20 protein-coding genes are annotated in these 23,393 nt (G+C 53.5%); 7 read left to right on the forward strand and 13 right to left on the reverse strand.

Features of this window, described 5'->3' with window-relative positions:
• Positions 1-2: 2 nt before the first annotated feature.
• The 10 genes from ACHUE7_RS00130 to ACHUE7_RS00175 all read right to left on the reverse strand — a co-directional run bounded on the left by ACHUE7_RS00130 (position 3) and on the right by ACHUE7_RS00175 (position 12,051).
• Positions 3-230, reverse strand: a complete 228-nt coding sequence (locus ACHUE7_RS00130) for a phosphopantetheine-binding protein (RefSeq protein WP_394168150.1) — start codon at positions 228-230, stop codon at positions 3-5.
• Entirely contained in the window at positions 211-1,362 is a 1,152-nt protein-coding gene (locus ACHUE7_RS00135) for an acyltransferase family protein (RefSeq protein WP_394168151.1), read from the reverse strand. Before ACHUE7_RS00135 ends, ACHUE7_RS00130 begins: the two co-directional genes overlap by 20 nt.
• Complete coding sequence (locus tag ACHUE7_RS00140; protein WP_394168152.1) at positions 1,359-2,453, reverse strand: acyltransferase family protein; 1,095 nt, start codon at positions 2,451-2,453, stop codon at positions 1,359-1,361. Before ACHUE7_RS00140 ends, ACHUE7_RS00135 begins: the two co-directional genes overlap by 4 nt.
• Positions 2,446-4,251, reverse strand: coding sequence for a hypothetical protein (locus ACHUE7_RS00145; RefSeq protein ID WP_394168153.1), 1,806 nt, complete (start codon positions 4,249-4,251; stop codon positions 2,446-2,448). The genes ACHUE7_RS00140 and ACHUE7_RS00145 overlap by 8 nt, the downstream gene beginning before the upstream one ends.
• On the reverse strand, positions 4,248-6,713 hold the full coding sequence (locus ACHUE7_RS00150) for a glycoside hydrolase family 2 protein (RefSeq protein WP_394168154.1): 2,466 nt from the start codon (positions 6,711-6,713) through the stop codon (positions 4,248-4,250). Before ACHUE7_RS00150 ends, ACHUE7_RS00145 begins: the two co-directional genes overlap by 4 nt.
• 4 nt (positions 6,714-6,717) lie before the next feature.
• Positions 6,718-7,695: a DUF1839 family protein gene (locus ACHUE7_RS00155; RefSeq protein WP_394168155.1), complete on the reverse strand. Its 978-nt coding sequence runs from the start codon at positions 7,693-7,695 to the stop codon at positions 6,718-6,720.
• A gap of 52 nt (positions 7,696-7,747) precedes the next feature.
• Positions 7,748-8,923, reverse strand: a complete 1,176-nt coding sequence (locus ACHUE7_RS00160) for an acyl-CoA dehydrogenase family protein (RefSeq protein ID WP_394168156.1) — start codon at positions 8,921-8,923, stop codon at positions 7,748-7,750.
• Positions 8,924-8,978: 55 nt separating this feature from the next.
• On the reverse strand, positions 8,979-9,218 hold the full coding sequence (locus ACHUE7_RS00165) for an acyl carrier protein (protein WP_213679547.1): 240 nt from the start codon (positions 9,216-9,218) through the stop codon (positions 8,979-8,981).
• A 70-nt stretch (positions 9,219-9,288) separates the two neighbouring features.
• Positions 9,289-10,311 carry a polysaccharide deacetylase family protein gene (locus tag ACHUE7_RS00170; protein WP_394168157.1) on the reverse strand — a complete coding sequence of 341 codons (1,023 nt, stop codon included), beginning with the start codon at positions 10,309-10,311 and terminating at the stop codon, positions 9,289-9,291.
• Positions 10,312-10,638: 327 nt separating this feature from the next.
• Positions 10,639-12,051, reverse strand: coding sequence for a FemAB family XrtA/PEP-CTERM system-associated protein (locus tag ACHUE7_RS00175; protein WP_394168158.1), 1,413 nt, complete (start codon positions 12,049-12,051; stop codon positions 10,639-10,641).
• Between the two features lie 102 nt (positions 12,052-12,153).
• Between ACHUE7_RS00175 and xrt the strand changes: the two genes are divergently transcribed.
• A complete protein-coding gene (xrt, locus tag ACHUE7_RS00180; protein WP_394168159.1) occupies positions 12,154-13,677 on the forward strand; it encodes an exosortase in 1,524 nt (507 codons plus the stop codon).
• A 4-nt stretch (positions 13,678-13,681) separates the two neighbouring features.
• Here the strand turns inward: xrt and ACHUE7_RS00185 are convergent, their stop codons facing one another.
• Together ACHUE7_RS00185 and ACHUE7_RS00190 are read right to left on the reverse strand one after the other, a co-directional pair.
• Positions 13,682-14,704 carry a polysaccharide deacetylase family protein gene (locus ACHUE7_RS00185; RefSeq protein WP_394168160.1) on the reverse strand — a complete coding sequence of 341 codons (1,023 nt, stop codon included), beginning with the start codon at positions 14,702-14,704 and terminating at the stop codon, positions 13,682-13,684.
• A 7-nt stretch (positions 14,705-14,711) separates the two neighbouring features.
• On the reverse strand, positions 14,712-15,887 hold the full coding sequence (locus ACHUE7_RS00190) for a carboxylate--amine ligase (protein WP_394168161.1): 1,176 nt from the start codon (positions 15,885-15,887) through the stop codon (positions 14,712-14,714).
• Between the two features lie 139 nt (positions 15,888-16,026).
• Here ACHUE7_RS00190 and ACHUE7_RS00195 point away from each other — a divergent pair, with 139 nt between their 5' ends.
• From ACHUE7_RS00195 to ACHUE7_RS00220, 6 genes are all read left to right on the forward strand, one after another.
• Positions 16,027-17,220 (forward strand): glycosyltransferase, encoded by a 1,194-nt coding sequence (locus ACHUE7_RS00195; RefSeq protein ID WP_394168162.1) that lies wholly within the window; start codon positions 16,027-16,029, stop codon positions 17,218-17,220.
• The gene (locus ACHUE7_RS00200) at positions 17,220-17,789 is read left to right on the forward strand and encodes an arsenate-mycothiol transferase ArsC (protein ID WP_394168163.1); all 570 of its coding nucleotides are present in this window, start codon (positions 17,220-17,222) and stop codon (positions 17,787-17,789) included. The genes ACHUE7_RS00195 and ACHUE7_RS00200 overlap by 1 nt, the downstream gene beginning before the upstream one ends.
• Before the next feature lie 49 nt (positions 17,790-17,838).
• A complete protein-coding gene (locus ACHUE7_RS00205) occupies positions 17,839-19,077 on the forward strand; it encodes an O-antigen ligase family protein (protein WP_394168164.1) in 1,239 nt (412 codons plus the stop codon).
• Complete coding sequence (locus tag ACHUE7_RS00210; protein WP_394168165.1) at positions 19,058-20,389, forward strand: phenylacetate--CoA ligase family protein; 1,332 nt, start codon at positions 19,058-19,060, stop codon at positions 20,387-20,389. Before ACHUE7_RS00205 ends, ACHUE7_RS00210 begins: the two co-directional genes overlap by 20 nt.
• Positions 20,386-21,306 carry a glycosyltransferase gene (locus tag ACHUE7_RS00215; protein WP_394168166.1) on the forward strand — a complete coding sequence of 307 codons (921 nt, stop codon included), beginning with the start codon at positions 20,386-20,388 and terminating at the stop codon, positions 21,304-21,306. Before ACHUE7_RS00210 ends, ACHUE7_RS00215 begins: the two co-directional genes overlap by 4 nt.
• A 144-nt stretch (positions 21,307-21,450) precedes the next feature.
• Positions 21,451-22,356, forward strand: coding sequence for a heparin lyase I family protein (locus ACHUE7_RS00220; RefSeq protein ID WP_394168167.1), 906 nt, complete (start codon positions 21,451-21,453; stop codon positions 22,354-22,356).
• Between the two features lie 88 nt (positions 22,357-22,444).
• On the opposite strand, the gene ACHUE7_RS00225 is transcribed toward ACHUE7_RS00220, so the two are convergent.
• A complete protein-coding gene (locus tag ACHUE7_RS00225) occupies positions 22,445-23,326 on the reverse strand; it encodes a hypothetical protein (protein WP_394168168.1) in 882 nt (293 codons plus the stop codon).
• Positions 23,327-23,393 lie beyond the last annotated feature (67 nt).

The following is a 23,393-nucleotide window of genomic DNA, read 5'->3' on the forward strand; positions in this document are numbered from 1 at the left end:
GCCTAGAGGTAGCGGTTCACCAGCTCGACGCAATCGTCGAGCGTGTTCAGTTGCATGGCCTCGTCGAGGCTTAACGCCAGGTCGAACTCACCTTCCAGTGCCGATACCAGAGCCACCTGTGCCATTGAATCCCAGGTGTCACACTGGCTGCGATGCACGCCCTCAGCCGTGTCGAGTTTGATGATGCTGCTCAGAATGGCGTCGATGTCGTCACGAAGGGAGGCTTCCATGCGCGGGTCCTTTTGGTTTGGGTCGATGAGTGAGTTTGGGTCTGATGCGGTGTTTATAGACTTGGCGGCAGGCACCGGCGATCCAGCGATCACCGAGCAGGTGAACCAGCAAAGCAAACAATAGACTCAGGGCGGTACACAGCAACAGAATGACCAGGCCCGGCATTTGCCCGTACCAGGCGTCTATCAGGTAGCGGCCTAACTGGTGATGCACCAGATACAGCGGGTAAGTCAGGCTGCCGAGCAGGAGAATCCAGGGGCGGTTGGCCGGGTTCCAGTAACCCAGGCTGATGGCCGTCAGCGCGGCAAAGCCGAGTGCGAGCAACAGGCTGCCGGCCAGCCAGTCAAAACCGGTGCTGGTGCCAAAGTTGTAAAAAGCGATTTGCTCGGGCAGGTAACTGCAGGCCAGCGCAAAGCTGCCCAGCAACACCAACCAGGCCCAGGGGTCTCGCCGCTCGGTGCGCAAGGCGCACAGGGTCATACCGGCAATAAAATAAGCAGAGTAATCAGGCGCGATGAGGTATTTCAGAAAAAACGGCTGGCCCACCAAACGGTAGCCGATGGCCGAGATCAGCCAGAGACTGAGCCAGAACCGGTAGGCACCAAGCTGGCGAGTCAGCAGCGCCAGCCCGATCAGGATGTAAAAATGCAGTTCGACCAGCAACGTCCAGTACACCGGGTCGAGATGGGTGACGCCCAGATAGGGCTGCACCATGGTCAGGTTGGCGGCGACCTCGAAAGCACTGACTTCAAGGCTGGCGCCAAGAAAGAACCAGAGCATGGCAAGGGTAAACAGAATGGAAACCCAGTAGGTTGGAAACAGCCGAATCCAGCGATAGACCGCAAAATCGAGTGCCGTGCGGCCACTGGCCGATGCAAAAATAATAAAGCCACTGATCAGGAAAAAGAGATTAACGCCCATAAACCCGAAATGGGTAACGTTGGACCAGCCAGGCAGTAACTCGGTTGAGGCAATGAGGTTATAGCGATTGGGAAAGTTCGTGTTGCCCACGCCGCTGGCGGTGTAGTGGTACAACAGCACCATCAGGGCTGCAAAAAACCGAAGCAGATCCAATGCGGGCAAGCGCATGTCCTGTCGTGGCAGCGGTGCCGAAAACCAGTATGCTTTCATGCCCACCCCCGTGGCTGGCCGATCAGCCAGTTGGCCTGGTGCGAGAACACCCGGCGGGTTAGCACCATGGCGCCGTAAAAGACAGCCAGACTCAGCACAACCCGGATCAGCCAGGTACCCAGATTAGCAACAATAAGACCATGGTCCAGCGCGATGGCAACGGCGAGGGTGCCATAGGTATGCGCCAGAAAAATGCCGTAGCTCTCGGCGGCCCATGGCCGCAGTACGCGATGCATTGCTGCCGACAACGACAGGCAAACACTCAGTAGCAACACGGCCAGTGATAACTTGTTAATCAACTGAAAATCGATCAGAGCACGCTCGGGGCCAAACCATTCGGTCACCCGATAAACACCGGCATGCTGTTCCACCAGAGTCATCCATAGAAAGGATGCAACGGCCAGCACGGCACTGACCCACACCATGGTGCGATGACCTGGCTGGCCCCGTTCAAGCCAGAGTGCTGCCAGCATTCCCAGCAACAAACCGGGCCAGAAATACATCCATAGCCACCAGACTTCCCGGTTGGGGTAGTGTGGGCGCTGGATGGTGTTGGCCCAGATTACCGCCACGATAAACACGCAAAGCAGCAGGGCGGGGCGTCGAGCCAGAGCAAGCCACAGCGGCAGCGACAGGTAGATCAGGGCTAGCATCGGTATGAACCAGAGCGGGTAGTTCGCCGTCGTACCACCGGTTATAACGTACCAGCCCAATTGCAACCACAGGGGCCACTCGGCCAGGTGCGGATAATTCGCACTCGGCTCACCGTTGGGGAAATACTCATAGGCCAGCCCCGGTAACAGCCAGACCAGATAGGGCACCCCAACGAAACGGGCCTGTCTTGCCAGAAAGCGGCCATAGGAAGCTGCCGTGCCTAGTTCAGTGCGCTTCAGTGTCAGCAACAGGCCAGTCAGAAAAACAAAAAACACCGGTGCGTTGTTAAACAGATTCAACAGCCAGCGTTCTGTGGTGCGGTTGCCCGGCCAGTTTAATAGATCAAAACAGGCGAGACTCGCCACCGCGATCAGCAAAGCCAGCGCCCGGTAACTCGACAGCGCGGTGCGCCAGGAGACGTTCATTGGCTCAGCCATGGGGCGCGGCTCCGCTGTCTGATGGGGCTGGCTGGGCTGTGTTTGCACCCGCCAGCGACGTCAGTAACTGGGCTGCGGCTGCGCGGCTGCGGTACCACGAAAAGGTGTGGTTGGCGTCGGTTACCGGGTGAATGTGAACGCCGAGTTTACGCGCCAGTTTGGTTTTCGGCAGCCGGGTTTCGTCGGCCAGAATGTCCCAGCCCGGGTCCCGATCCGAAAATACGAAGTTCACCTCAATGCCAGCTCGCACCAGTTGCTGCAAATCCCCATTCAGCTTTGTATCGGGAATGGGTTTGAGAATCCCACTGAGCTGATCACCCAGAGCCGCAACGCGTTTGCGCGCAAAGCGAACCGCATAACCGGCAATGTAGCCCAGGCTGGCCTGGCCTTTCAGCAGTTTTAACCAGCGTTTCGGGTCTTTCATCGCCTGTCGGTAGTAGGCGGTATCCTGGTGCGTGGATGATTCCCGCGGGATGTCCAGCGACAGGCCCGGCCGCCAGTAGAACGTCAGCGGGTTGATGATGGCCAGCCGCTGTACCAGATCGGGTTGCATCAGCGCAGTGTGCAGGGCGTGGTGGGCGCCGGAACAGATGCCGCCCAGCGTGATGGCACGCCCGGGAAAACGCTGCCGGATGTCGGCGAGCAGGGAGGCAACATAGTCATTGGCGTCGGCCGGATAACAGTGGTTTTCTTCGGCCACGGTTGCCCGGGCACTGTCACCCAGGTTCAACAGATCGAGCCGGACCGATGGAATGCCCTGCAGCGCTGCTGCGCGGCAGAACTCGGTATAGGTGCGGTTCGGGCCAACATGATGCACCGACCCCGAGTTGATCAAAACCAGAACCGAAGCCCTCGGGGCCTCGTTAACCGGCTGGGTGATCAGATAAAACTGACCTTGCTGATCGCGCGTGGTGGTCTCTGTAAAGCGGCCCTCATGCCATTGATGGTTTGCAATAGCGATGTGTTCGGGCTGAGGGGGCGTGGTTGTGTCTTTGGGTGCGGGCACCACGGCACTGACAATCTGCGTTAACAGTTCGACGGGAATTTCCGTGTATTGCGGCTCGGCCATCATGCCGGCATAGCCCTGGTACGGCTGGCAGACCGTGTCTACTTCCGCCAGGCTGGCCTGCAGGGCTTTGGCCGGTTGTTCACTGAAACAGAGTACGCGTTTGGCCGGTTGCAGGTCGGCACCGGAAATAGACAGCGCACTGAGGTCGGCCAACGTCGCGTCGGTGTAGATGAACCCGCCCGACTCAATAAAGTCGCTCTGGCTTTGAACTTCAGAAAAACGCGAGGCGGCGGTGAGTTCCCTCACCAGGCGCTTGCCGCTGGCCACCGGTTCAATCAGCACCAGGTCGTCACCGGACTTGATGGCCTGAACGGCCAGCGTTGCTCCCAGGCGCAGGCCCATAAGGGTGCACGCCAGGTTGGGGCGCTGGCGCTTCAAATCATTGCGAACGGCGCTTATGGCGTCAATCCAGCGGTTAACCAGGTTTGGGGAGGTCAGGTCTGATCCGGCATTGCCGGTGCCCGGGTAGTCGAGTCGGGCGACGCAACAGCCCGCCTGGGCCAACTGATCGGCCAGAAATTTTAGCGTACGGTGACTGTGCACATACTCGTAGCCAATGGGCGGGCACAGCACCACCAGGTGAGTAACGGGTTGCTCAGCCGGTTGATGCAACCAGTAGAAGGTCTGGTCGTCGTTATGCGTCAGCCAGCCCGCCTGGCGATGAATAGCCGGGCTGGGCGATTTGGCTGGCAGCACGGTCGTGGTTGTCACTTCTGAGACGGTGGTCATAAGGCGTCGACCTCTGCCGCCAGGCGCACGGTGCTGGACAGGTTCAGGGCGCTGAGGTGACCGCGCAAGCGGGTTTGACCCGGAGCATCGGGTATCAGCCTGACGCGCTGTACCTGCTCTGGCAGCAGGTGAAGGCCCTGGCGTTCGGCCTGCCAGCCGGTCAGGGTAAATTCGGCATAATACACAAAGCGTTCGGCGCGCAGGATCAGCCAGACATCGTCGCCTTCGCGGGTGATGTCGCAACTCAACCCGAGCCGGTCGCGATCGTATTCTACCGGCAAATTCAACCCGGTTGGGAAGTGGCAGTGCTGGCTGAACAGGACGTCGTTTTCGCCACAGAGCGAGACGGCAATGACATCCCAGGGTTCTGCACCAAAGTGATAGCTCGCGGTGGTGTCCTGAAACCCACCCAGCACTGAGTCCAGGCTGGTCAGGGTGTTGCTGTAGGGTGCCAGCGTGACTTCCTGTTCGTGTTCAAGAGTGTTGCCCCGGCCAGTATGGAGCAAGGTAACCGTAACCCGGGCATCGATGGCGGCGGGGCTTTCATTGATGCACGACAGGCTGTGCCCATTCAGGCCCTGCGGTACCAGACTCACCTGCACCGCCTGCCAGGCGGTGGCAACACCGTGAAGTGCCGGTTTGGCACCGCCGTCGCTGTCGAATAACCCCCAGCCAGCGCCGGGCACCAGGTCGTTCAGCCACCAGACGAGGGCACCCTGGCACGGGCTGGCGTCGCTGCGCCATAGGTGAAACGCCTGGCTCAACAGGTAGCCGGTCAGCAGGCGGCTGCGCTGGGCGTAGCCGGCCGGGTCAGCGGAGCGCAACTGCACCGGGTCACAGTGGAAATATTGGCGCAAGTAATGATCGCGAATGTCTTCGAAATCCCAGCCGCATCCGGCATCCCTGGGCACACCGGCTTTCCAGGCCGGGGTGTGGGTCAGCGGTGGGGTGGCGCCAAAGTGCCGGGCGGTAAAGGCATCGTCTGGCAAGTGTGAGTGCCCCAGGCATTCGGGGGTGAACCGCACCTGGCTCAGTTGCAGGTCCTGTTCATCCCGGCGGTAGGCGCCCAGCCCGAAATAGTGCGCGAGGCCGGTATCGGTATGAAACGGTAAGGCGCCATCGCATGGCGTTGACGGCCAGTAGGGCCAGTCCGGGTTGGCATCGCGCAGCAGGGCAGGCAGGTGTTCTGCAAACCAGGGGTTGCGCCAGCGCTCGCGGGGCTGGCCGAGCATGGCGGCCTGCTGCTCGACTTCGCTGTTGCCGCACCAGGCAACCACGGCGGCATACTGGCTAAGCCGGCGGGCTTGCTGGTGCAGTTCGGCCGACGCCGAGGCCAGCCAGTCCGGGTCGTCATGCGGGTAGTCCATATTGGCGAAGGCGGCGTCCTGCCACACCAGCACGCCTAGCTCATCGCACAGGTCGTAAAACGCATCGGCTTCATACTGCATGGTGCCGCCGATGCGCAGCATGGTCATGCCGGCATCCCGGGCTGCGGTGAGAATGCGCCGGGCTTTTTCAGCATCGAATTCAAAGCCAGCCAGGTTGCTGTGTGACCAGCAGGCACCGCGCATAAACAGCCATTGCTGGTTGATGTGGAAGCCTGGGGCCTGCTCGCTCAGGCTAACCGTCAGTTCCCGGAATCCAAGTTGAATGCGTCGCTCGGCCAGGCATTGGTCGCCCTGCCACAGTGCCAGGGTAACGCGGTGCCGGTAGGGCGTGCCCTGGCTGTGGACCTGCCAGCGTGGCAAGTCACCGAACGACAGCGTTTCACCCTCGCCAGAGAGGGTAACCGGTACCGCATCGCCCAACTGAAGTGTCAGGTGCTGGCCGGGCCGTTGCAACGCTGTGTCTTCGGGTGGGCGGGCTGAAACCTGGCAGTCGTCATCCTGTACCCGCGGGCACAGCGACCATTGATCGAGCCAGGCTTGCGCCTCATTCAGCCATTCAAGCGGCTGACAGGGACCGATGGCCCACTGCGAACCCGACCAGACGGTATGGCCAAGCAACGAGGTGCGGTACCAGCGCAGGTTGTTATTGACCAGCCCGGTTTTCCACTGAGGCCGGGGCTTGCGCGTGCTGAGCACGCTGGCCAGAGACCGGAACCGCAGCGTCAGCTGCCGGGCACTCGCGGGCACGGGCAAATAGTCGGTTATGAAGGAGTTACTGCCAGAGAACACCGGTTGGTCGTCGAACCACACATCAAACAGCGTTGCCAGATTGGCCAGGCGCAGCACGGCCTGGTCGGGCCGTTCTTCGGGTAAGTCGAGCCGGTACCACCAGTCCCGTTCGCCGGGTTGGTTAACCGCCTGCCTGGGCAAAACGTCGAGCTCACCTTCACACAGAAGCGCATTCACGGTCCGTGCAGCAGGGATGGGTATCCAGTCTGACGTGGCCGGAGTGGCATCGGGTTCGGTGCTGGCCAGGTGCCACCCGGTGGCGTGAGTGAGAGACGCAGCGCTCATCGGATCATTCCCGCATCAGTGTGCGTACCTGATCGACCGCCTGCTGCCAGTCGCCTGCCATCTGTTCCAGTGTGGTTAAATCCAGCGGCTTGTCTCGCGCAATGGCGCGAGCCAGCTGAAATTGCAGGGTTTTAGCCCCCTGACTGATGCGTCCGAACGCCGCTGCCGCGTCGCCAAAGGGCAAGTCGGTTCGCTGGTTCAACCAGCGCAAGTAGGCCTCGGCCAACCCATAGCAGGCACCGAATTGCCGCAGGGTGGCAAAGGAGTAAAGGTGAAAGTGGGCCATGCCAGCGCCTTTAACGGCCGGCAGGTCGTTAATGAAGGCTTCGATAAACAGGGTGAACGGATTGTGCTTGGGAATCAGCGCGCACTGGCGGCGCAATGACGCCAGCGAACACTGTGTCAGTGTATCGGGATCGAGCGTGCCGGGCGTATGGTGCAGCTTAATGTACTCGACATAGGGTGGCAGCATGCGCTCGTGCACCAGGCCGTGGGTCTGGAACAGCTTGTCGAAATCTTCACCACTGACCTGGTAGTAAGACTGGCCGTGGAAGTAACCCATGGCCCGTTCAGTAACGGAAATACTGTTTACCGACACCGTCGATTTCACATGTTCGGTGTGATACGTAGTGCCCTGAGTATCGGGCAGGTAGCAGGAATCCAGTTCCACCAGCACCGGCCGCCCGGCCGCAACCTGCCGTTCGACGTGTTCGGCCAGGGTATGCCAGGGGTTCATTTCCTGTATTTCAAAGCCGTAAAGCTGCCACAGGTCGGCATGGGGGTATTTGAAAAATGTCCACTGATCGACTTCAAAATCGATCGCCAGGGTAAAGGCGAGACCGGCCACAGGGTCGAAACCCAGGGCGTGTATTTGTTCGATCAGAACATCGACGTAGCAGTTGGTTTCCGACCATACCCGGTCTTCCCCGTGCAGGGCATGACGCTGATAAGTGGTCGGGTCCAAAGACACTATGTGTTTCATAAGCAGCGCTGGCCGGCATGGTACAGCCCGGCCTCTCCTTGCGATTCGGGTGTTAGCTTTCCTTAACCACCACCTGCATGGTGGCGTTGTGCCCGCGTATCCGGTCGTTGTTGACCATCAGTGCGGCGCCATGGGCATCGCGCAACTCGCGGCACAGACTGTATTTTCCATCGTTGCGATAGCCGCCGATGCCGACGATTTGCAACGCCTTGCCGACCACGTCGACCACCATTTCTGAACAACGGGTTTTTACGTTGTTCACCTGAATGGCGAAGCCGTATTTTTCGGCCTGGAACAGGTTATTGTCATCGAGCATCGCCTGGTAAGCCTGCATGGCGCCGGCCAGCCCGCCTTTCATGCTGAACAGAACTTCATCCAGCTCGGCCAGGCGCAAGGCGGTAACCTGGGGCAGTTCATCGCTGCGGCGCATCATGTCGCGCACGGCCAGGCGGGCCTTGTTGGTCGCGCCCTGGGCCATGCCGGTCCAGAGTGAACCCCAGGTGAGGTGCGATACCGGGTGCATGGTATGCGCCAGCACCACCGAGAACGGGGTAGGCAGAATCTGATCTTTATGACCCTGGGCTTCGAGTGTGAAGCCGGCACTGCAGGTGCCGCGAAAGCCCAGGGTATCCCAGCCGGTCAGCGGCGTCAGATTGGTTTTCTGGGTTTCGACCAATACCTGAACCTGGTCGCTGGCCGGTGCGTCTTTATGGCTGCGGCAGGTAACGAGAATGGCATCGGAGTGCAGTGCGTAGGAGATAACCGGCGCCTGCTTGGTCAGCGTGAATTGGTCATCGGTGACTTCAACGTGGCAGATGCTGGAACGCAAATCACCGCCCACGCCCATTTCCGTAGTGGCCGATGCCAGCAACAGCTGCTGTTCGCACATCTGGCGCAAATAACGGCTGAAATAGGCCGAGTCCTGACCATGGTGAACGATGCAGGCCACCTGAATCTGGTGCATGGCGTAAATCATCGCGGTCGAAGAGCAATAGTGGCCGAGAATTCGGCACAGCTCGGACACTTCCGTCAGGCTCAGGCCATCGCCGCCAAAGCTTGAAGGGACATAACTCGACAACAGGCGTTCGCTGCGCAAGGCGGCAAAGGCCTCGTGCGGAAAACGGGCTTGCTGGTCTACGTCGTCGGCGTGAGCGGCAACAACGCTCTGCCCCAGTTCATGAACGGTGGCTTTTATTTGAGCGAAGGTTCTAAGTGCGTGTGCTTCCATGCGTTTTCTCCTGTTCTTTTACAATTAGAACTGCAAGTACCGCCGTCAGTTGCGGTTAGGCACTCAGCTCTTCTACGGCGTCGTTCAACGCAGCAATACTTTCAAACGTCTGTCTGGAAAGGCGGTTATCGTCGAATTCAATGTCGAATTCGTCTTCGAGAGAGAGCATCAGGTTGACGGTGGTCAGCGAGGTCAGCCCGACTGAATACAGGTCGTCGGAATCCTGAATGTCATTGATATCTTTGGACAGCTTGACGGACTTGGCGACAATACTGCGAATCCTTTCCTGGTACACGGCGTATGCTCCTTGCTACATCTATAGTGAGTATATTCAGTTTTGGGTAAATTTCCACGCTCTAACGATGTCAGAAGGCGTAGCGTCGTTCTTTAAACCACTCCAGCCAGCTGCAGTATTGGCGAAAATCACTGAGCTTGTCGGGAAAGGCGAATCGCCTCAGGGCGAACAAATTGTTATGGGCATCGGCCCCCAGGTCAATGTAACCCGCATCGGCCGACATGGCGGCCTTTAGGCCTATGTGCTGGGCAATGGCCATTTCACGGGGGCCAAAATCCACCCCGCTGCGCCCGGTGGGGTAACAGAAAACCGGCAGCGGGTGCTTGAGTTCGGCTTTCAGCCGGCTCCAGCTGTGGCGAATTTCCCGCTCGGCATCGGCCAGCGACTGCGCTTGTAAAATATTGTGTCGGTGCGAATGGGGGCCGAATTCCACACCCTGGGATTCCAGCGCCCGGGCCTGCGACCAGGAAATAGCCCGGTAAGCCGGTGGCGGCAAGGGCGGCAGATCACACCCCAGTTGGTGGCTGATGTCTTCCACAAAGGCATCGTACCCGGTGCCATCCTGCCCTTTGATGTAGTTGCGCATAGACCGCATGCAGCGCCGGCGAGTGTCGCGGTCGGCGTTGTCCAGATGCCAGGTCTGGTCGCCAATGTGCACCTGCTGAGCGCTTTGCATGCGCGACATAATCAGGTATTCCAGCTTGTAATCCCACGACCACCACTCGTTGTCTGGCAGGCCGGTGGCGATGAAGATGGTGACCGGAACCTGAAATTCCTGAAAAATGGGAACGGCGATTTCAGCCTGGTCGTAGAAACCATCGTCCATGGTAAAGGCGACGGCCTTTTCGGGCAGGGGGGTTCCCTGGCTCAGGTGGTCGACCAGTGTGCGTATCGAAATGGGCTTAAAGTTATTCTGACGGACGTAAGACAAGGCCGCACGCAAAGTGTCTGGCTGGTGGCCATAGACGCCAAGGGGTTTATCCTGCATGCGATGCAGCATGAATATGGGCAGGCACTGGTTGCGCAAACCACCCATAAGGCGATTCATGGGTGCGCTGGTCAGTGCTTGAATCAGGGTGTTTTTGACGGTCATCCGTAACATCTCGTCTTTACTGCTGTTATCCTTAACAACGCCAACTTTGTCACAGTTTGGCTGCCAGCGGAAGGGTTTTTAACGCTTTTTAAAGCGATTTTCTGAGGTGTTTGCAACCCCTGTTTGCCAGAGTAGTGTTCAAAAAATGCCAGCCTGGTCGATACAGTTTATTGGCAAACACTGTGCAAACGATTGATTATTATCAACTAACTGTCACTCTGCCTAGCTTGTCAGTAGGCATTAATTCGCCTTTCCACAGCGCAGTATAGTCGACTCTTTTCATGGCCGTTTATTTTGCACCTGGTTCAGATTTTGATTGCCTGGTTTTCAGGGCAGGTGCTTTATGACCGGCGGCCCGATTAACCGGGTTAGCCAGACTGGCAAGCGTTGCCAGACGGCAATCATCAGCTTGAATTTGGGGCTGTCTGGCCGGGTTTCCGCAGCCGGTTGGTCTTCTGCCGAAAGCGTATACCAGTAATGTTGAACCGGTTTGGCCCCCCATTGTTTCTTGAACTGGAAGGTTGGAGCATCCCGGGTGGAGCGCCCGAAATCGAACCAGTCGTACCCTTGTTCGATGGCGCGACGCAGAATTTGCCGGTACATCCACATGTTCATGTTCATGGGGTTGGCGCGGCGCAGTGTTGAAGCCCAGGGTATTTCCAGTACGTTGCCCTGGCCCATTAGAAAACCGCACGCCACCGGCTTTTGTGCCTGATAAACAACGGCCAGTTGCGCTTTAAACGCATCGGTTTGCAGCAGTGTTCGAAACCAGTCTTTCCCGTAGACGGGTGTACCCAGGTCTCGCATGTTGTGCGCGAATACCCGGTAGAAATCATTCAGCAGCTCACTGTGCCCAAAGCGAATCACCGGCTGGTGCTCTTCTGCTTTATTTGCCTGGGCTCGAACTTTTGCGCCCAATTGCTGGTCTAGCCGGTCGTCTGTCGTTGGCAGTGGTAACAGCATGGAGACTTTTTGTTCGCTGCAAGGGTAGGGCAAGCCGGGCTGTGTGGTGCGTACCTCGATATGGCTTAACTCATATTCCGCCAATAATGGTCGTGCTGCTTCAATCAACGCCCGGGCAACGGCGCTGGAGTGGGTGAGCGGGCCACCGTAGTTAAAGTAAGGCACGGAGGTGCCAAAGCGACCAAACAAGCGGCTGCTCTGTATGACCAGCGGCAAAGCGCCGACCACATTGCTCTCTTCAACAGCCAGCAATACGGGGCCCTGGTGGCCCATTGCGTTCTGAATCACGGTGCCCATTTCAGGGTGGTGATATTGGCTTCTCTGCGGCTGGCGCAGGCACCAGTCGGCCCAAAGTGGGTCATCCCAGGTGGTGATTCTAATGTTGCCGGTAAAGGGCTGTGCGGCATCGTCGGGCCAGGCTTTAAACTGGGCGATGGCATCCGCTTCCGGGGGTTGCGCCAGGGCGGTTAGCTGTTCGATGAGTGACTGACGCTGTGCTTTTAAATCGCTTTCCAGGGCATCAAGTGACTGGCTGGCTTGGGCCATGCTTGCCTTTAAACTGGCACGGGTTTCCTCGGTGGCATCCCGGAACTGGCGAGCAATGGCTTTTTTCTCGGCCAGTCGCTGTTTCAGCTCTGGTTGGCGCTGACGCAGGGCATCTGCCTGAGCCAGCAAGGCAGCCTGGTGGGCTTCGTCCAGCGTGTGTGCGGCGTATGGCAAATCGGACAAAAAGGCGGCCAGTTGCTCCGGCCGTTTGATCAAGTCGTTCACATCCATGTCAGATCCAGTCGGTCTTGTTGAGGTCCATTTACACGACGCAGAATTGTCGTGATACTGCGCAGTGTAATGGATCGACTCTACAAACCAAAGGAAGGTTGCATGGCTGTGTCTTATCAGTGGTCGACAACCCGTTCGCGACCGGGTTTTGTGGCCCAGCGCGGGTTACCACTTTTTCTCTGCCTGTTTGGGGCAACCCTGTTTCTGGCCCTGGCACCCGATACTCTGGGCGCCTTGCATCGTCGCTGGACGGAATTAAACGGCACCTACTCTCACGGCTACTTGTGGGCCCCTGTTTGCCTGTGCCTGGTGGTCTACCGGCTGGCAACGGGGGCGTTTCATACCCGGCCCAGTTTGTTTGGTGCGGTGGCTGTGTTGCTCAGTGCCACCACCTGGCTGGCCGGTTTCGTTATTCAACTGGGGTTGCTGCAACAACTGGTGCTGCCCGCCCTGCTTGGCAGCCTTGTCCTCACCTGTTTCGGCTGGGCAGCCCTGCGCCTAACGCTGGCTCCCTTGCTGGCCCTGTATCTGGCCATTCCCATCTGGGACGTGTTTACCGGGCCGCTGCAGAACCTGACTACAGCAGTGAGCACCTTTGCCATTGCACAGCTTTCTATTCCCGCCTTTATTGACGGCTTCTTCATTCATTTACCCTACGGCATTGTGGAAGTGGCGGGTGGGTGTTCTGGCTTGAATTACAGTCTGGTAGCCATTGTGCTGGCACTGGCCTATGCACACCAGCGGCGGCTATCCACACCCATGACATTGCTTGCCGTGCTGGTGATGCTGGTGTTGAGCATGGTGGGTAACTGGGTGCGAGTCACTGCGTTGATTTTAATCGCGTATTACAGTGAGATGAACAGTTCACTGGTAACCGAACACGGCCTGTTTGGCTGGGCGATATTTTGCGGCTTTTATCTGGGCTTTCTGGTTTGGGCGCACCGGTTGAAAGCGCATCAGCCAAAAGCGAGCAGCGCTAGCACCTACAAAGCCACTAGCAGCGATGTTCCCGCTGCGCTTTCTCCGCTAACCCAGGTACTGACAGGAGCGTTTGTTCTGGTTGTGATTTCAGGCACTCCCTGGCTGGCACTGCAACGCTGGCAGAACAGCTGGCACTTTCCCGAGCAATGGTCGGCCACGTTTGCGACTCAGCAAAGCACACCGGGATGGCAACCCGATTTTCACCATTACGATCTGCAAGCTAACCTGCGTTTAGACCATTCCGGCCTGGCCCTGGCGTTGGGGCAAAGGGTTTACCTAGACCAGGCACAAGGCAAAGAACTGGTGGGGTATGGCAACCGCATAGCCCCTGCCACGCAGATTGCACAACGCGACACCCGGCAACTGGAAAGCGGCCGGGTGGTGCAAGTGCTGGAGCTGAATGATCAGGGCGACCGCAGGCTTGTGATCTGGACATACCAGTTGGGCCAGGCAACGGCTGTAACGGACCTGGCGGCGAAATTTCAACAGTTAGTACAGTGGGTAAAAGGCCGGCCGGTCACCGCCCTGTTTTATGTGCAAACGCCATGCACCCGAGCCGGTTGTGAAGCAGAGCGCGCCGCTTTGGGTGACGACCTGGCGGTACTGGATACCTGGCTCGACCAGCGCAGCCTGTACCCGGAATAGGTGTCTAACCCAGGCCCGACAACCGGGCCCTGAACTGCAGCGGCGTTCTGGCGTTGCCTTCGTGCACGCCAATTCGGTACAGCTGGTGCAAATCCAGCGAGCTGAGGCGGTTCAGGCCATTTCTGGTGGTCACCGCGGCCTGGTAGTGTTCCCGCACCAGGTTCAGGCTGGCGTCGTCGTAATCGCCATTCGGAAAGCAAAATAATGGCACCTCATGACCCAGCTGTTGTTCCAGACGCTGGCGACTGCCGACGATTTCTTCCTGTCGCTGTTCGGGGGAACTGGCGTGGTTCAAACGCCTGTGTGTGCAGGTGTGCGAGCCAATGGCGAACACCCCGCTGGCATCCATCTCCTGCAGGGCAGGCCAGGGCATTAAATCGGGCGTGGGGCTGTTTTCGGGCCTGGCGTCTTCGCCCAGGCTATCCAGTGCGGCATTCAAGGTGTCTTCACTGTGTTGCTTGAGCGTTTGAATGCAGGCCGACACGGCGTCCCGCGAGTAAGGCTGCCCCAGTAATTCAGCCGCCGGTGCCAGCACCGGGTGTTGGCGCAGCAAAGGCGATTGGCGCAACACCAGGTCTGCAATGCGGTTGGGCCAGAACGGCGCCGCCTGGCCGACTTTATCGGCCACGGCAAAAATAGAGGCCACCAGGCCTCGCCGTTTCAGTTCCGGGTAGGCGTACTGGTAGTTATCGAGCCAGCCATCGTCGAAGGTGATGGCGCAGGCTTTTTCCGGCAGTGGCTCGCCGGCTTTGTAACGTTTAACCCAATCTGCCAGCGCTACCACGGGCATCCAGCATTGCAATTCCTCCAGGTGCATGCTGAAGGTTTCCGGGGTGACAACCATGCCCGGCTCTTCCGTTTCACAGCGGGGGTCATCTGCGGGTAACACCCGATGGTACATCAGCACCCACAGGGTGGGCTCTGCTGGCCGGGCACGGTGCGCGCCGCGCCAGTCCCGCCCGAGGTTCAGGGCGGCCTTTACCGGCTGCTTGACTGTCTGTTTCAGTTTGGTGGCAAGCGACGTCATGCGGGGATCACCTCAAGGCCTTTAAATACTGTTTCAGTTCAAACCAGGCCGGGGCCGGGTCGCGCCAGCGGTTGATCTCGTGGCGCTGGTGTCTGAACCTGGGTGTCATGAACTGACCAAGCCGTTGCAGCCGCGCGGGCCAGCCAGACGAGCGTTTGAACACGAGATACAGACTATCCAGATCACCCAGCAGCCAGCGCAACCGTTGCCCCACCCGGTAGTGCCCGGCCACGGGGATTGGCCAGCCAAGCTCGGCACACAGCAACTGATATGGGAAGTCGACCCCCGCATCGATCGCCAACTGCAACGAGCCCCAAAAGCGAGTGTTTACTTCCATCAGGTAGGGCGTGCCGTCTTCACCAATGCGGAATTCCACCATGGCGACCCCGTGCCAGTTGACGGCCTGTAACAGTGTTTGGGAGTGCGCCTGCAGATCAGCCGGCACCTGGCAGCTTTGGCTAAGCACACTGACCCCGCCTTCCGGCGGCTTTTCACGCAGCCGCTGGTGGGCAAAAAACTGCACCGGCTTGCCGCGGTTAAACAGGGCAAACACACCGGCACCGGTGCCCGGAATAAACGCCTGCAGCATGAAAGGGTGTTCGTTCAGATAGGCGTTTTGCTGAAAAATACGCGTCAGGTCTTCGGCGGTGTGCGCAATTCGAACTGTGGTTGCCAGCCATTGCTTTCCATCGAACAGGCGCGATAGCGCAGGTTTCACGACCACTGGGTATGACACGGCCTGCACATCCACCTGATGTGCACCTTCAAAATGCTGGCTGTGTGGCACCGGAATTTCAGACCGCTCTGCCAAGGCCACCAGGTGGGATTTATTGGCTAGCTGCAAAACCGTCGACAACGGCGAAAACGGGAGCCTGAGGCCAGGCACACTTTCCTGAAACTGTAACAACAGTTGGCTGGTTACCTCGGTAACCGGCATGACCAGCTGGCAGGGCTGGCGTTCCAGAAACCGTGTCAGCCAGGCCACAAAATGCATGGGCTCATGTTCGGAAGAGGGGCACTGAACGTACAAATCGCTATAACGTGACTGGCCGGCAAGGGCGGTAGGGGTGGAATCACAGGTAATAACGCGCAGGCCGGGCTGACGCCCCAGGCTACGTACTACGGCGAGCGCACTGCGTTGATTGGCGTCTGGTATCAGAACGCTGATCGATTTCGAATCCATTCGAGGCTTTCCAGTAGTGACTGCTTGGAATTAAGCCCACAGAGTGTACAAAATGGATTTTACCTTGAACAGCACTAGCCGGGAGTAAGTGCAGGGTTTAGAATGTTGATTCTTCACTGGATCAAAGGAAATGACCAGCGTGCGCACCACTGCCACCCCTACCATACTGCACACCATCGATACCACCGGCCCGGGTGGCGCCGAAACCGTGTTCCTGGATATTGCCCAGCACCTGCAAGTACCCGGCTACCAGACGCTGGCGCTGATTAAAGGCCCGGGCTGGGTGCGCGACCAGTTGGAAGCGCGCAACATTCCCTACCAAATACTAAAGCCCCACGGCTTCTTGAGTCTGCCCTATTACTGGCAAGTGTTCCGGCTGATAAAAAAACATAACGTTCGTCTGGCCTACGCCCACTTGCTGGGTTCAGCTTTGACGTTGTCGTTGATTGGCCTCCTAACCCGTTTGCCCGCCATCGGCGTGTTGCACGGCCAGGTAGATGTGAACCCGAACGAACGGTTTGTGCCGATAAAACGCTGGTTGATGAAGCATGGCCTACGAAAGGTAGTGGCGGTGAGCCAGCGCCTGGCTTCCAGCATGATTGACCGGGGTGTGTTCACAGAACAGCAGGTTGCCGTTATTCACAACGGCATTGATACCAGCCGCTATCACAACATCAAAACCGGGGCTCTGAAAGCCTCCCTCAACCTGCCTGAAGCAGCGTTATTGGTGGGTAGCCTGGGCAACATCAGACCCGCAAAAGACTATGCTAACCTCTTGAATGCGGCAGCTATAGTTATAGAGCAGCAGCCACAAGCCCATTTTGTGATTGCAGGGCATCAAAAAGAACCGCTGATGTCGGCATTAGACCAGCAAGCTGGGACTCTTGGCATTACAGACCATATTCACTTTATCGGCTTCATTGATTCAACGGCTGACTTTCTGGCTGAACTGGATGTATTTGCGCTGTCGTCTTCCAGCGAAGGGTTCTCAATAGCGACCATAGAAGCCATGGCCAGTGGCATACCCGTCGTAGCAACGAGATGCGGTGGGCCCGAAGAAATTATACGGGCTGATGTAGATGGCGCCTTGGTGCCGGTTGGCGAACCACTGGCACTGGCACGGAAAATAAGTGAAGCACTACAAAGCACCCCAGAGCTCACAGCACTAACTGCGAGCGCTCACAGCCGAGTGGAAGCAACATTCAGTCTGCATGCCATGCTGAAGCACTATAAACACCTGGGATTAACCTACTGCAGGCAGGACGCCGCGCAGATGAAACACCCACATGATGCCGTTCAAGAGAGCGGGGAAAAAGTTAAAAAGGAAGCATAATGACAACGGCTGGTAGCTTGCCCGTGCCAAATAACTGGATTAATGACAATTATGGTTCAAAAAAAGGGTTATTGAACTACAGCCTGCACGAAGCCAAGAGGTTGATGGGTTTCTATTCCTCATTAAAAGTTGATAGGCATGCAAACCCAAAGCGCATTGTATTTGTGTGTGTAGGTAATATATGCAGGAGCCCTTTGGCAGAAGCCTTAGCAAGATCGAGAGGGTATAACGCGATATCGTACGGGCTAGATACCCGAGGTAATGATGGTGCTGACCCCCGAGCAATTCAGTTTGCGGCTCAAAATGACTTGGATTTAACGAGCCATAGAACCAGAAGGATAGCTGAATATAATGAGCGGAATGGGGACCTAATAGTTGGAATGGAACCGAAACATCTAAATCTCATCAGAAAAAACAAGTCAAATGCACTGGAAACTCTACTTGGGATTTATAGAGCAAAGCCATGTGCATACATACATGACCCTTACAACACAAACGCCTATTACTTCACACAATGTGAACAAACAGTGTTGGAAGCAACTGAAGCACTTCTAGATCATGTCCAGTAGACAGGTTTCCTACACAGTCGAAGACTTCTACTTCTTGAAGTATAAGCCAATGTGGCGCTACTTCTGGAGCGAACATCCTGCGTTTTGGTGTGTTTGTGGATACCTATTTGTTGAGTATTTCAGGCCTCAATCAATATACCCCGCAATAGACTTTTTACCCTGGGCTAAACTGTTTCTATTAGGAAGTGTCGCTCTGTCATTTGTTGATAAGAAAAGTAAGACCTCCTGGTCGCTACTTCATTTTTGGCTTTGTGCTTTCTTTATCCAGCTGAATATTTCTATTCTATTTGCCTACAATTCATGGTGGTCAGATTTCTACTATATAAATGCCATGCAATGGTTTATTGTTATTTTTGCTATAAGCCGAATTGTAGTAACTCGAGAGCGAATGTATATTTTCAGTCTTGTACTTTTTATTTGTTCTCTCAAACTTTCATTTGGTACTGCTCTAATATGGGCTGGAAGAGGGTTTGCCTTTACAAACTGGGGAATTAAAGGTCCACCAGGATTTTTCGAAAACTCCGGCGAACTTGCAATACAAATGTTAGTTGCCTTCTCTCTTGCTTACTATCTGTATCAGGCAAGAGCCAAGCCATTGAATAAAATAGAGTTCTTTATTTTAGGTTTGGCTATTGTAACTCCAGTGCTCACAGTGTTGGGTGCAAGTAGTAGAGGGTCTCAGCTTGCGTTAGCTTTTATAATGTTTTTACTGGTTGGAACTAGAATATTCAAAATTAAATACCTGGTAGTGTTCTCGCTTGTATGTATTGCTACCTGGCAGTTGTTGCCAGACGAGCAAAAGAATAGATTTCAAGGCATGGGGAGCGATAGAACCTCTGAACAGCGATTACTATACTGGACAAGAGGTTTGGAAATGATCACTGAACACCCATTTACCGGCGTCGGTTATTACAATTTCATTCCATATTTTTCAGATGTATACCCAAATGATGTTCTGTTTGTTAATCAGCGGGGAGAGCGAATTGCAGAGTTGCCTCATAATATTTTGATTCAGGTAGGTACCGATGCAGGTATACCTGCAATATTGTTTTATCTAGCAATAGTATTGAGCGCAATTCGTATGAGAGTGCATCCTGACGACAAGATTCTCTGGAATATAGATAAGGGTTTGTCGATAGGTATCATTGGTTTCTTCATCGCGGGTCAATTTGTATCCGTTGCATATTATCCATTTCTCTGGGTTGCAGTAGCATTTAAGTTGGGCATGCAAGCAATTACAAAGGAATCGAAGCTCAAGGTTGAAAAGTATGAACAGCGCACTATCTAAGTATTTATTTTACTATCCGACGACATTGCTGAACGGGGAGAATGTTGGATATTACCTAAAGAGCTATAGAGCCTCTCAGTACTGGAGGAGTGAAGAGATAGCCCAGTTTCATGAAAGTGAGCTAAAGAAGCTTTTAAAAATTGCTAGGACTGCTAGTTTCTATCAAGGAAGATATGATTTAGAAGGTTTGCTTAATAAGAAGGGGGATGATTTCTTTCGTTCGTATTCTCAAGAAGTTCCAATTCTCGAGAAGAAGGACCTAATTGAAAATAAGTCTAGAATGAAAACTACTAATGCCGGGCGCTATTCAGAGAAAACAACTGGTGGGTCAACTGGTGAACCAGTTACAGTCTTAAAAAATTCCATTGGTTTGGCAAGGGAGCGCGCTGCAACCTGGAGGGCATACGAATGGGCTGGTGTTACAATTGGTACTAAGCAAGCGCGATTTTGGGGTGTGCCCCATAATAGAAAGAATAGACTTAAGGCAAGCTTGATTGATTTCGTAGCAAATAGAATGCGGTTTTCAGCGTTTGACTTGGATTCAGGTTCGCTAGATAGAATATACCAGAATATAAAAAAGTACAGCCCGGACTACCTGTATGGTTATGTGTCCGCAATTAGAGAGCTTGCGCACTTTGTACTAGAGAATGCTGAAAAGAGGAATGACACGTGGTCGATTAAATGCGTTATCACTACCTCTGAGGTTCTAACTCAAAAAGATCGTGAGATTATTGAAAGAGCGTTTAAGTGTAGAGTATACAATGAGTACGGATGTGGGGAAGTAGGTTCTATTGCACACGAATGCGAGTTTGGCTCAATGCATGTTATGGCTGAAAACGTATATTTAGAGCAATCTGAGGAAGGAGAATTGATAGTTACTGATCTTCATAATACGGTAATGCCGTTAATTCGCTACAGGATTGGTGATTTTGCTCAGATAGGCTATTCAGAATGTTCTTGCGGTGTTGGTTTGCCGGTGTTGACTAGTATTGGAGGTCGAGCATACGACATAATTCGAACCCCCGAAGGAAGACGCATTCATCCTGAGTCTGTTATTTATATATTCGAAGCACTCCAGCAAAAATATAGTTACTTTAAACACTTCCAAGTAGTTCAGTCTGCAGGAAATGCATTAACAGTCAATCTTGTTCCTACTTCAAATTGGTCAGAGAAAGGTAGAAGTGAACTTACTCAAGATATAAAAAGCTCTTTGTCTACCAATATGAATGTGGAAATATGTATTGTAGATTCTATTCCACGAGAAGCATCAGGAAAAATGAGAGTTGTTAAGTTTGTGGGTAACATCGCATGAAGCTTTCCATTGTTATACCCTGTTTCAACGAAGAGCGTGAACTCCCTGCTACATTGTCTGCACTTATCAAATATATACCCAGTGCATATTCTTATGAAATAGTTATTGTTGATAATGGTTCAACTGATAGAAGCATTGAAATTGCGACTAGCTATAATGTTAAGCTCATAGAAAGTAAGTCCAATACAGTTGCTGGTGTTAGAAACGAAGGCGTAACGCATTGCAATGGGGATATTCTGGTTTTCCTTGATGCAGATGTAGAAGTAACAAAGGCATGGGAATCCGAATTAGGCTACGCTTTGAGATCTCTCAAAGAAACAGATATTTTAGGGTCACACTGCAGTGTCCCAAACTCAGACAAGATCCTGTTCAAGTATTGGTATAAGGCCATTGAGGTTAATAGTAGCTCCCATGTAGGGACTGGACATATGATACTCTATAAGACACTTTTTGAAAGACTTGGTGGTTTTAATGAGGGGTTAACCACTGGCGAAGATTATGATTTCTGCAATCGAGTGAAGCTGAAGGGTGGCAAGGTCCTTGAGAACGAGAAGCTGGTAGTCTATCACAATGGCTATCCTGAGACTTTAGTTGAGTTCTTTAAACGAGAGCTTTGGCACGGAGTTGGAGATTGGCAGTCTGTAGGGGCTATTTGGAACTCAAAGGTCCTGATATTGGCTTGTGTCTATACTCTTTCAGTTACATCAGCACTGTCTATCATGGCTATTGCTCCTCTGATGAGTTTGTTCATTCTAGTCGGTATCCAGAGCTTGCTGCTCTTTGTTGCTATAAGGAAATTTGGGGTATTTGACGGATACAAAGGGGTATTTATTCGAACGGTGGTCTTTAATGCCTATTTTACAGCGCGATTCCTTTCTTTTACTGCTATATTTAGAGTGTTTCGTAAGGGAATGTAAGTATACTGGGGTTTAAGGCTCAATTAGCAGCCTTTGAATACCGAATTTGTATACATTTGTTCTTGTTGAGCGCAGCATCACATGATGTTGGTTTTTTAAAATCTATACTAGGCAACCAGTGACGTGCTTAAGAGGTTAGATTTAATGAAAACTAGAGCAAGCGGATTTGTATTTGCAATAGGCGTGATCATTTCGAGTGGTGCTATTGCTGAATCCTATGTGGAAGACTTTGAAGGTGGGTTGGGAAGCTCGAATTTTTTTAAATGGGGAAGTGAAGCATATACTGATATATCCAGCGATAAGGCATATAGCGGAAATGAATCGCTAAGATTTCGGTTTATGGGTGACACTGACCTGAATGAAGATGCCTGGGCCGAAAAGAGATTTGAGCTCGATCGTATCTATAGTGAGTTATGGATACGGTATAAATTGTGGGTTCCAGAGAACTACTTCCATCGTAATGGTGATGGGCCCGACAATAACAAGGGTCTGATTATGTTATGGAGCGATGACTATTCAGGCATTTCACATACAAGTTTGCATTTCACGAGACCACGGGATATTAACTCTAGTGGTGAAAGTGCAAGTAACCCCGGTGGGTCTGCTCTTTATGGCACGTGGAAGCCAAATAGTGGTGTTGCCTTCAATTTTTTCAATCCGTACGATCTAAGTGATGATAGCCCTTCTATGGATGAAATGAGCATGGGTATCCTCTCTTCGGATAGAGGGCGATGGATAGACTGGGTTATTCATGCGAAAGTATCAGATTTACATATTGAACAAAATGACATTGATGGCCCAGGTAATGGTAAGTTGCAAGTATGGAAGGATGGGGAGTTAATTTATAATGTTACAGATGCAACTAACTATACTGAAGTAGATGGTATGAATGGTTGGGACCAAGGGTACATTTTAGGCTGGGCTAACTCAGGCTTTGATGAGACCACCTACATGCATGTGGATGACTTTATGATTGGAGTTTCTGCGGAAGATGTAGGTTTTGAATTGATGAAACCGTCTTTTGGTAACGTAATTAAACAGATAGATTGAAGCTAGATATTTAAAGCAGAAGGATCTGCGCTTTAACTTAAAATTGTAAAATTATGATCATAATTAAGACTTTCTCTTCAAGCCAGGATTAACACAAGCTCATATCAATTGCCCACTGGTTGCTATTGAAGTCAAATAGATGATCTACATATAAGCGAGCTTGCTTGACGGTCCACAACCCACTTCGCACCTGTGGCCAATTGCATGCATCATCTATGTCAACTATAGAATTACGATGAAATGTAGAGGGGACGTGTTTATAACCAAGTGAGGAAAGTGCAGCAGCTCGGTGGTAGCCGCCTCCACCTACAAGGTAAACCAATTCTTTCCCCCTCTTCAGAATTGTGACACCTACGAACCCTTGAGACTTATCATAGCCGTGTTGAATTAGGCTGTTATACAGGCTTATTGACCTATCAAATTCAAGTATCCCTTTATCAGGATGAACGGGTCCAAAGAACGCCCAGCCGTGGTCTGGGTATCTTAGATCAGTTCTACCGTGCTCGGTGTTGTCTTTCTGATTCCACCAACGAATATCTAAATCTACTTCGGCATGCGAAAGCGATGACCATGGTGACAAAAACATATAATGAGGCGGTAATTTACTGAATTCCTTTGGTGGAAATTTAAAACCTGTTAATGCATCTGATGCATTCTTTGGTTGCCATTTTGTATAAAATTCTTTTAATTTTGATCTTGAGTATGTTAGGTATTTATCGGAACGATACTGTTTTAGAGTTTCTACAAATGGGTGCCAGTCGTTGTTTCTGAATCCAAGAGCAGTATAGTGAGTGCATTTTCCAATAGGGCATGAGAAAGCAGCCTTTTTCCCTCCCTGGTTATATAAGAGTGCTTCAACTGGATCATCAAAATATTTCGGAATCACCTCGTTATGTTCGATTCTCTTAACTTCTACACCCAGTGTAGCCAGTGCACCTTTTAAAACACTCTTGTAATTGTAGTTTGCCATTTTTGAATCTCTATTGTTGTATGGCAAAAGTGGTGAGGCTAAAACCACTTTGTTTTTGCCTGTAGTA

The sequence above is a fragment of the Saccharospirillum alexandrii genome, assembly GCF_043641555.1.
Lineage (GTDB): Bacteria > Pseudomonadota > Gammaproteobacteria > Pseudomonadales > Natronospirillaceae > Saccharospirillum > Saccharospirillum alexandrii_A.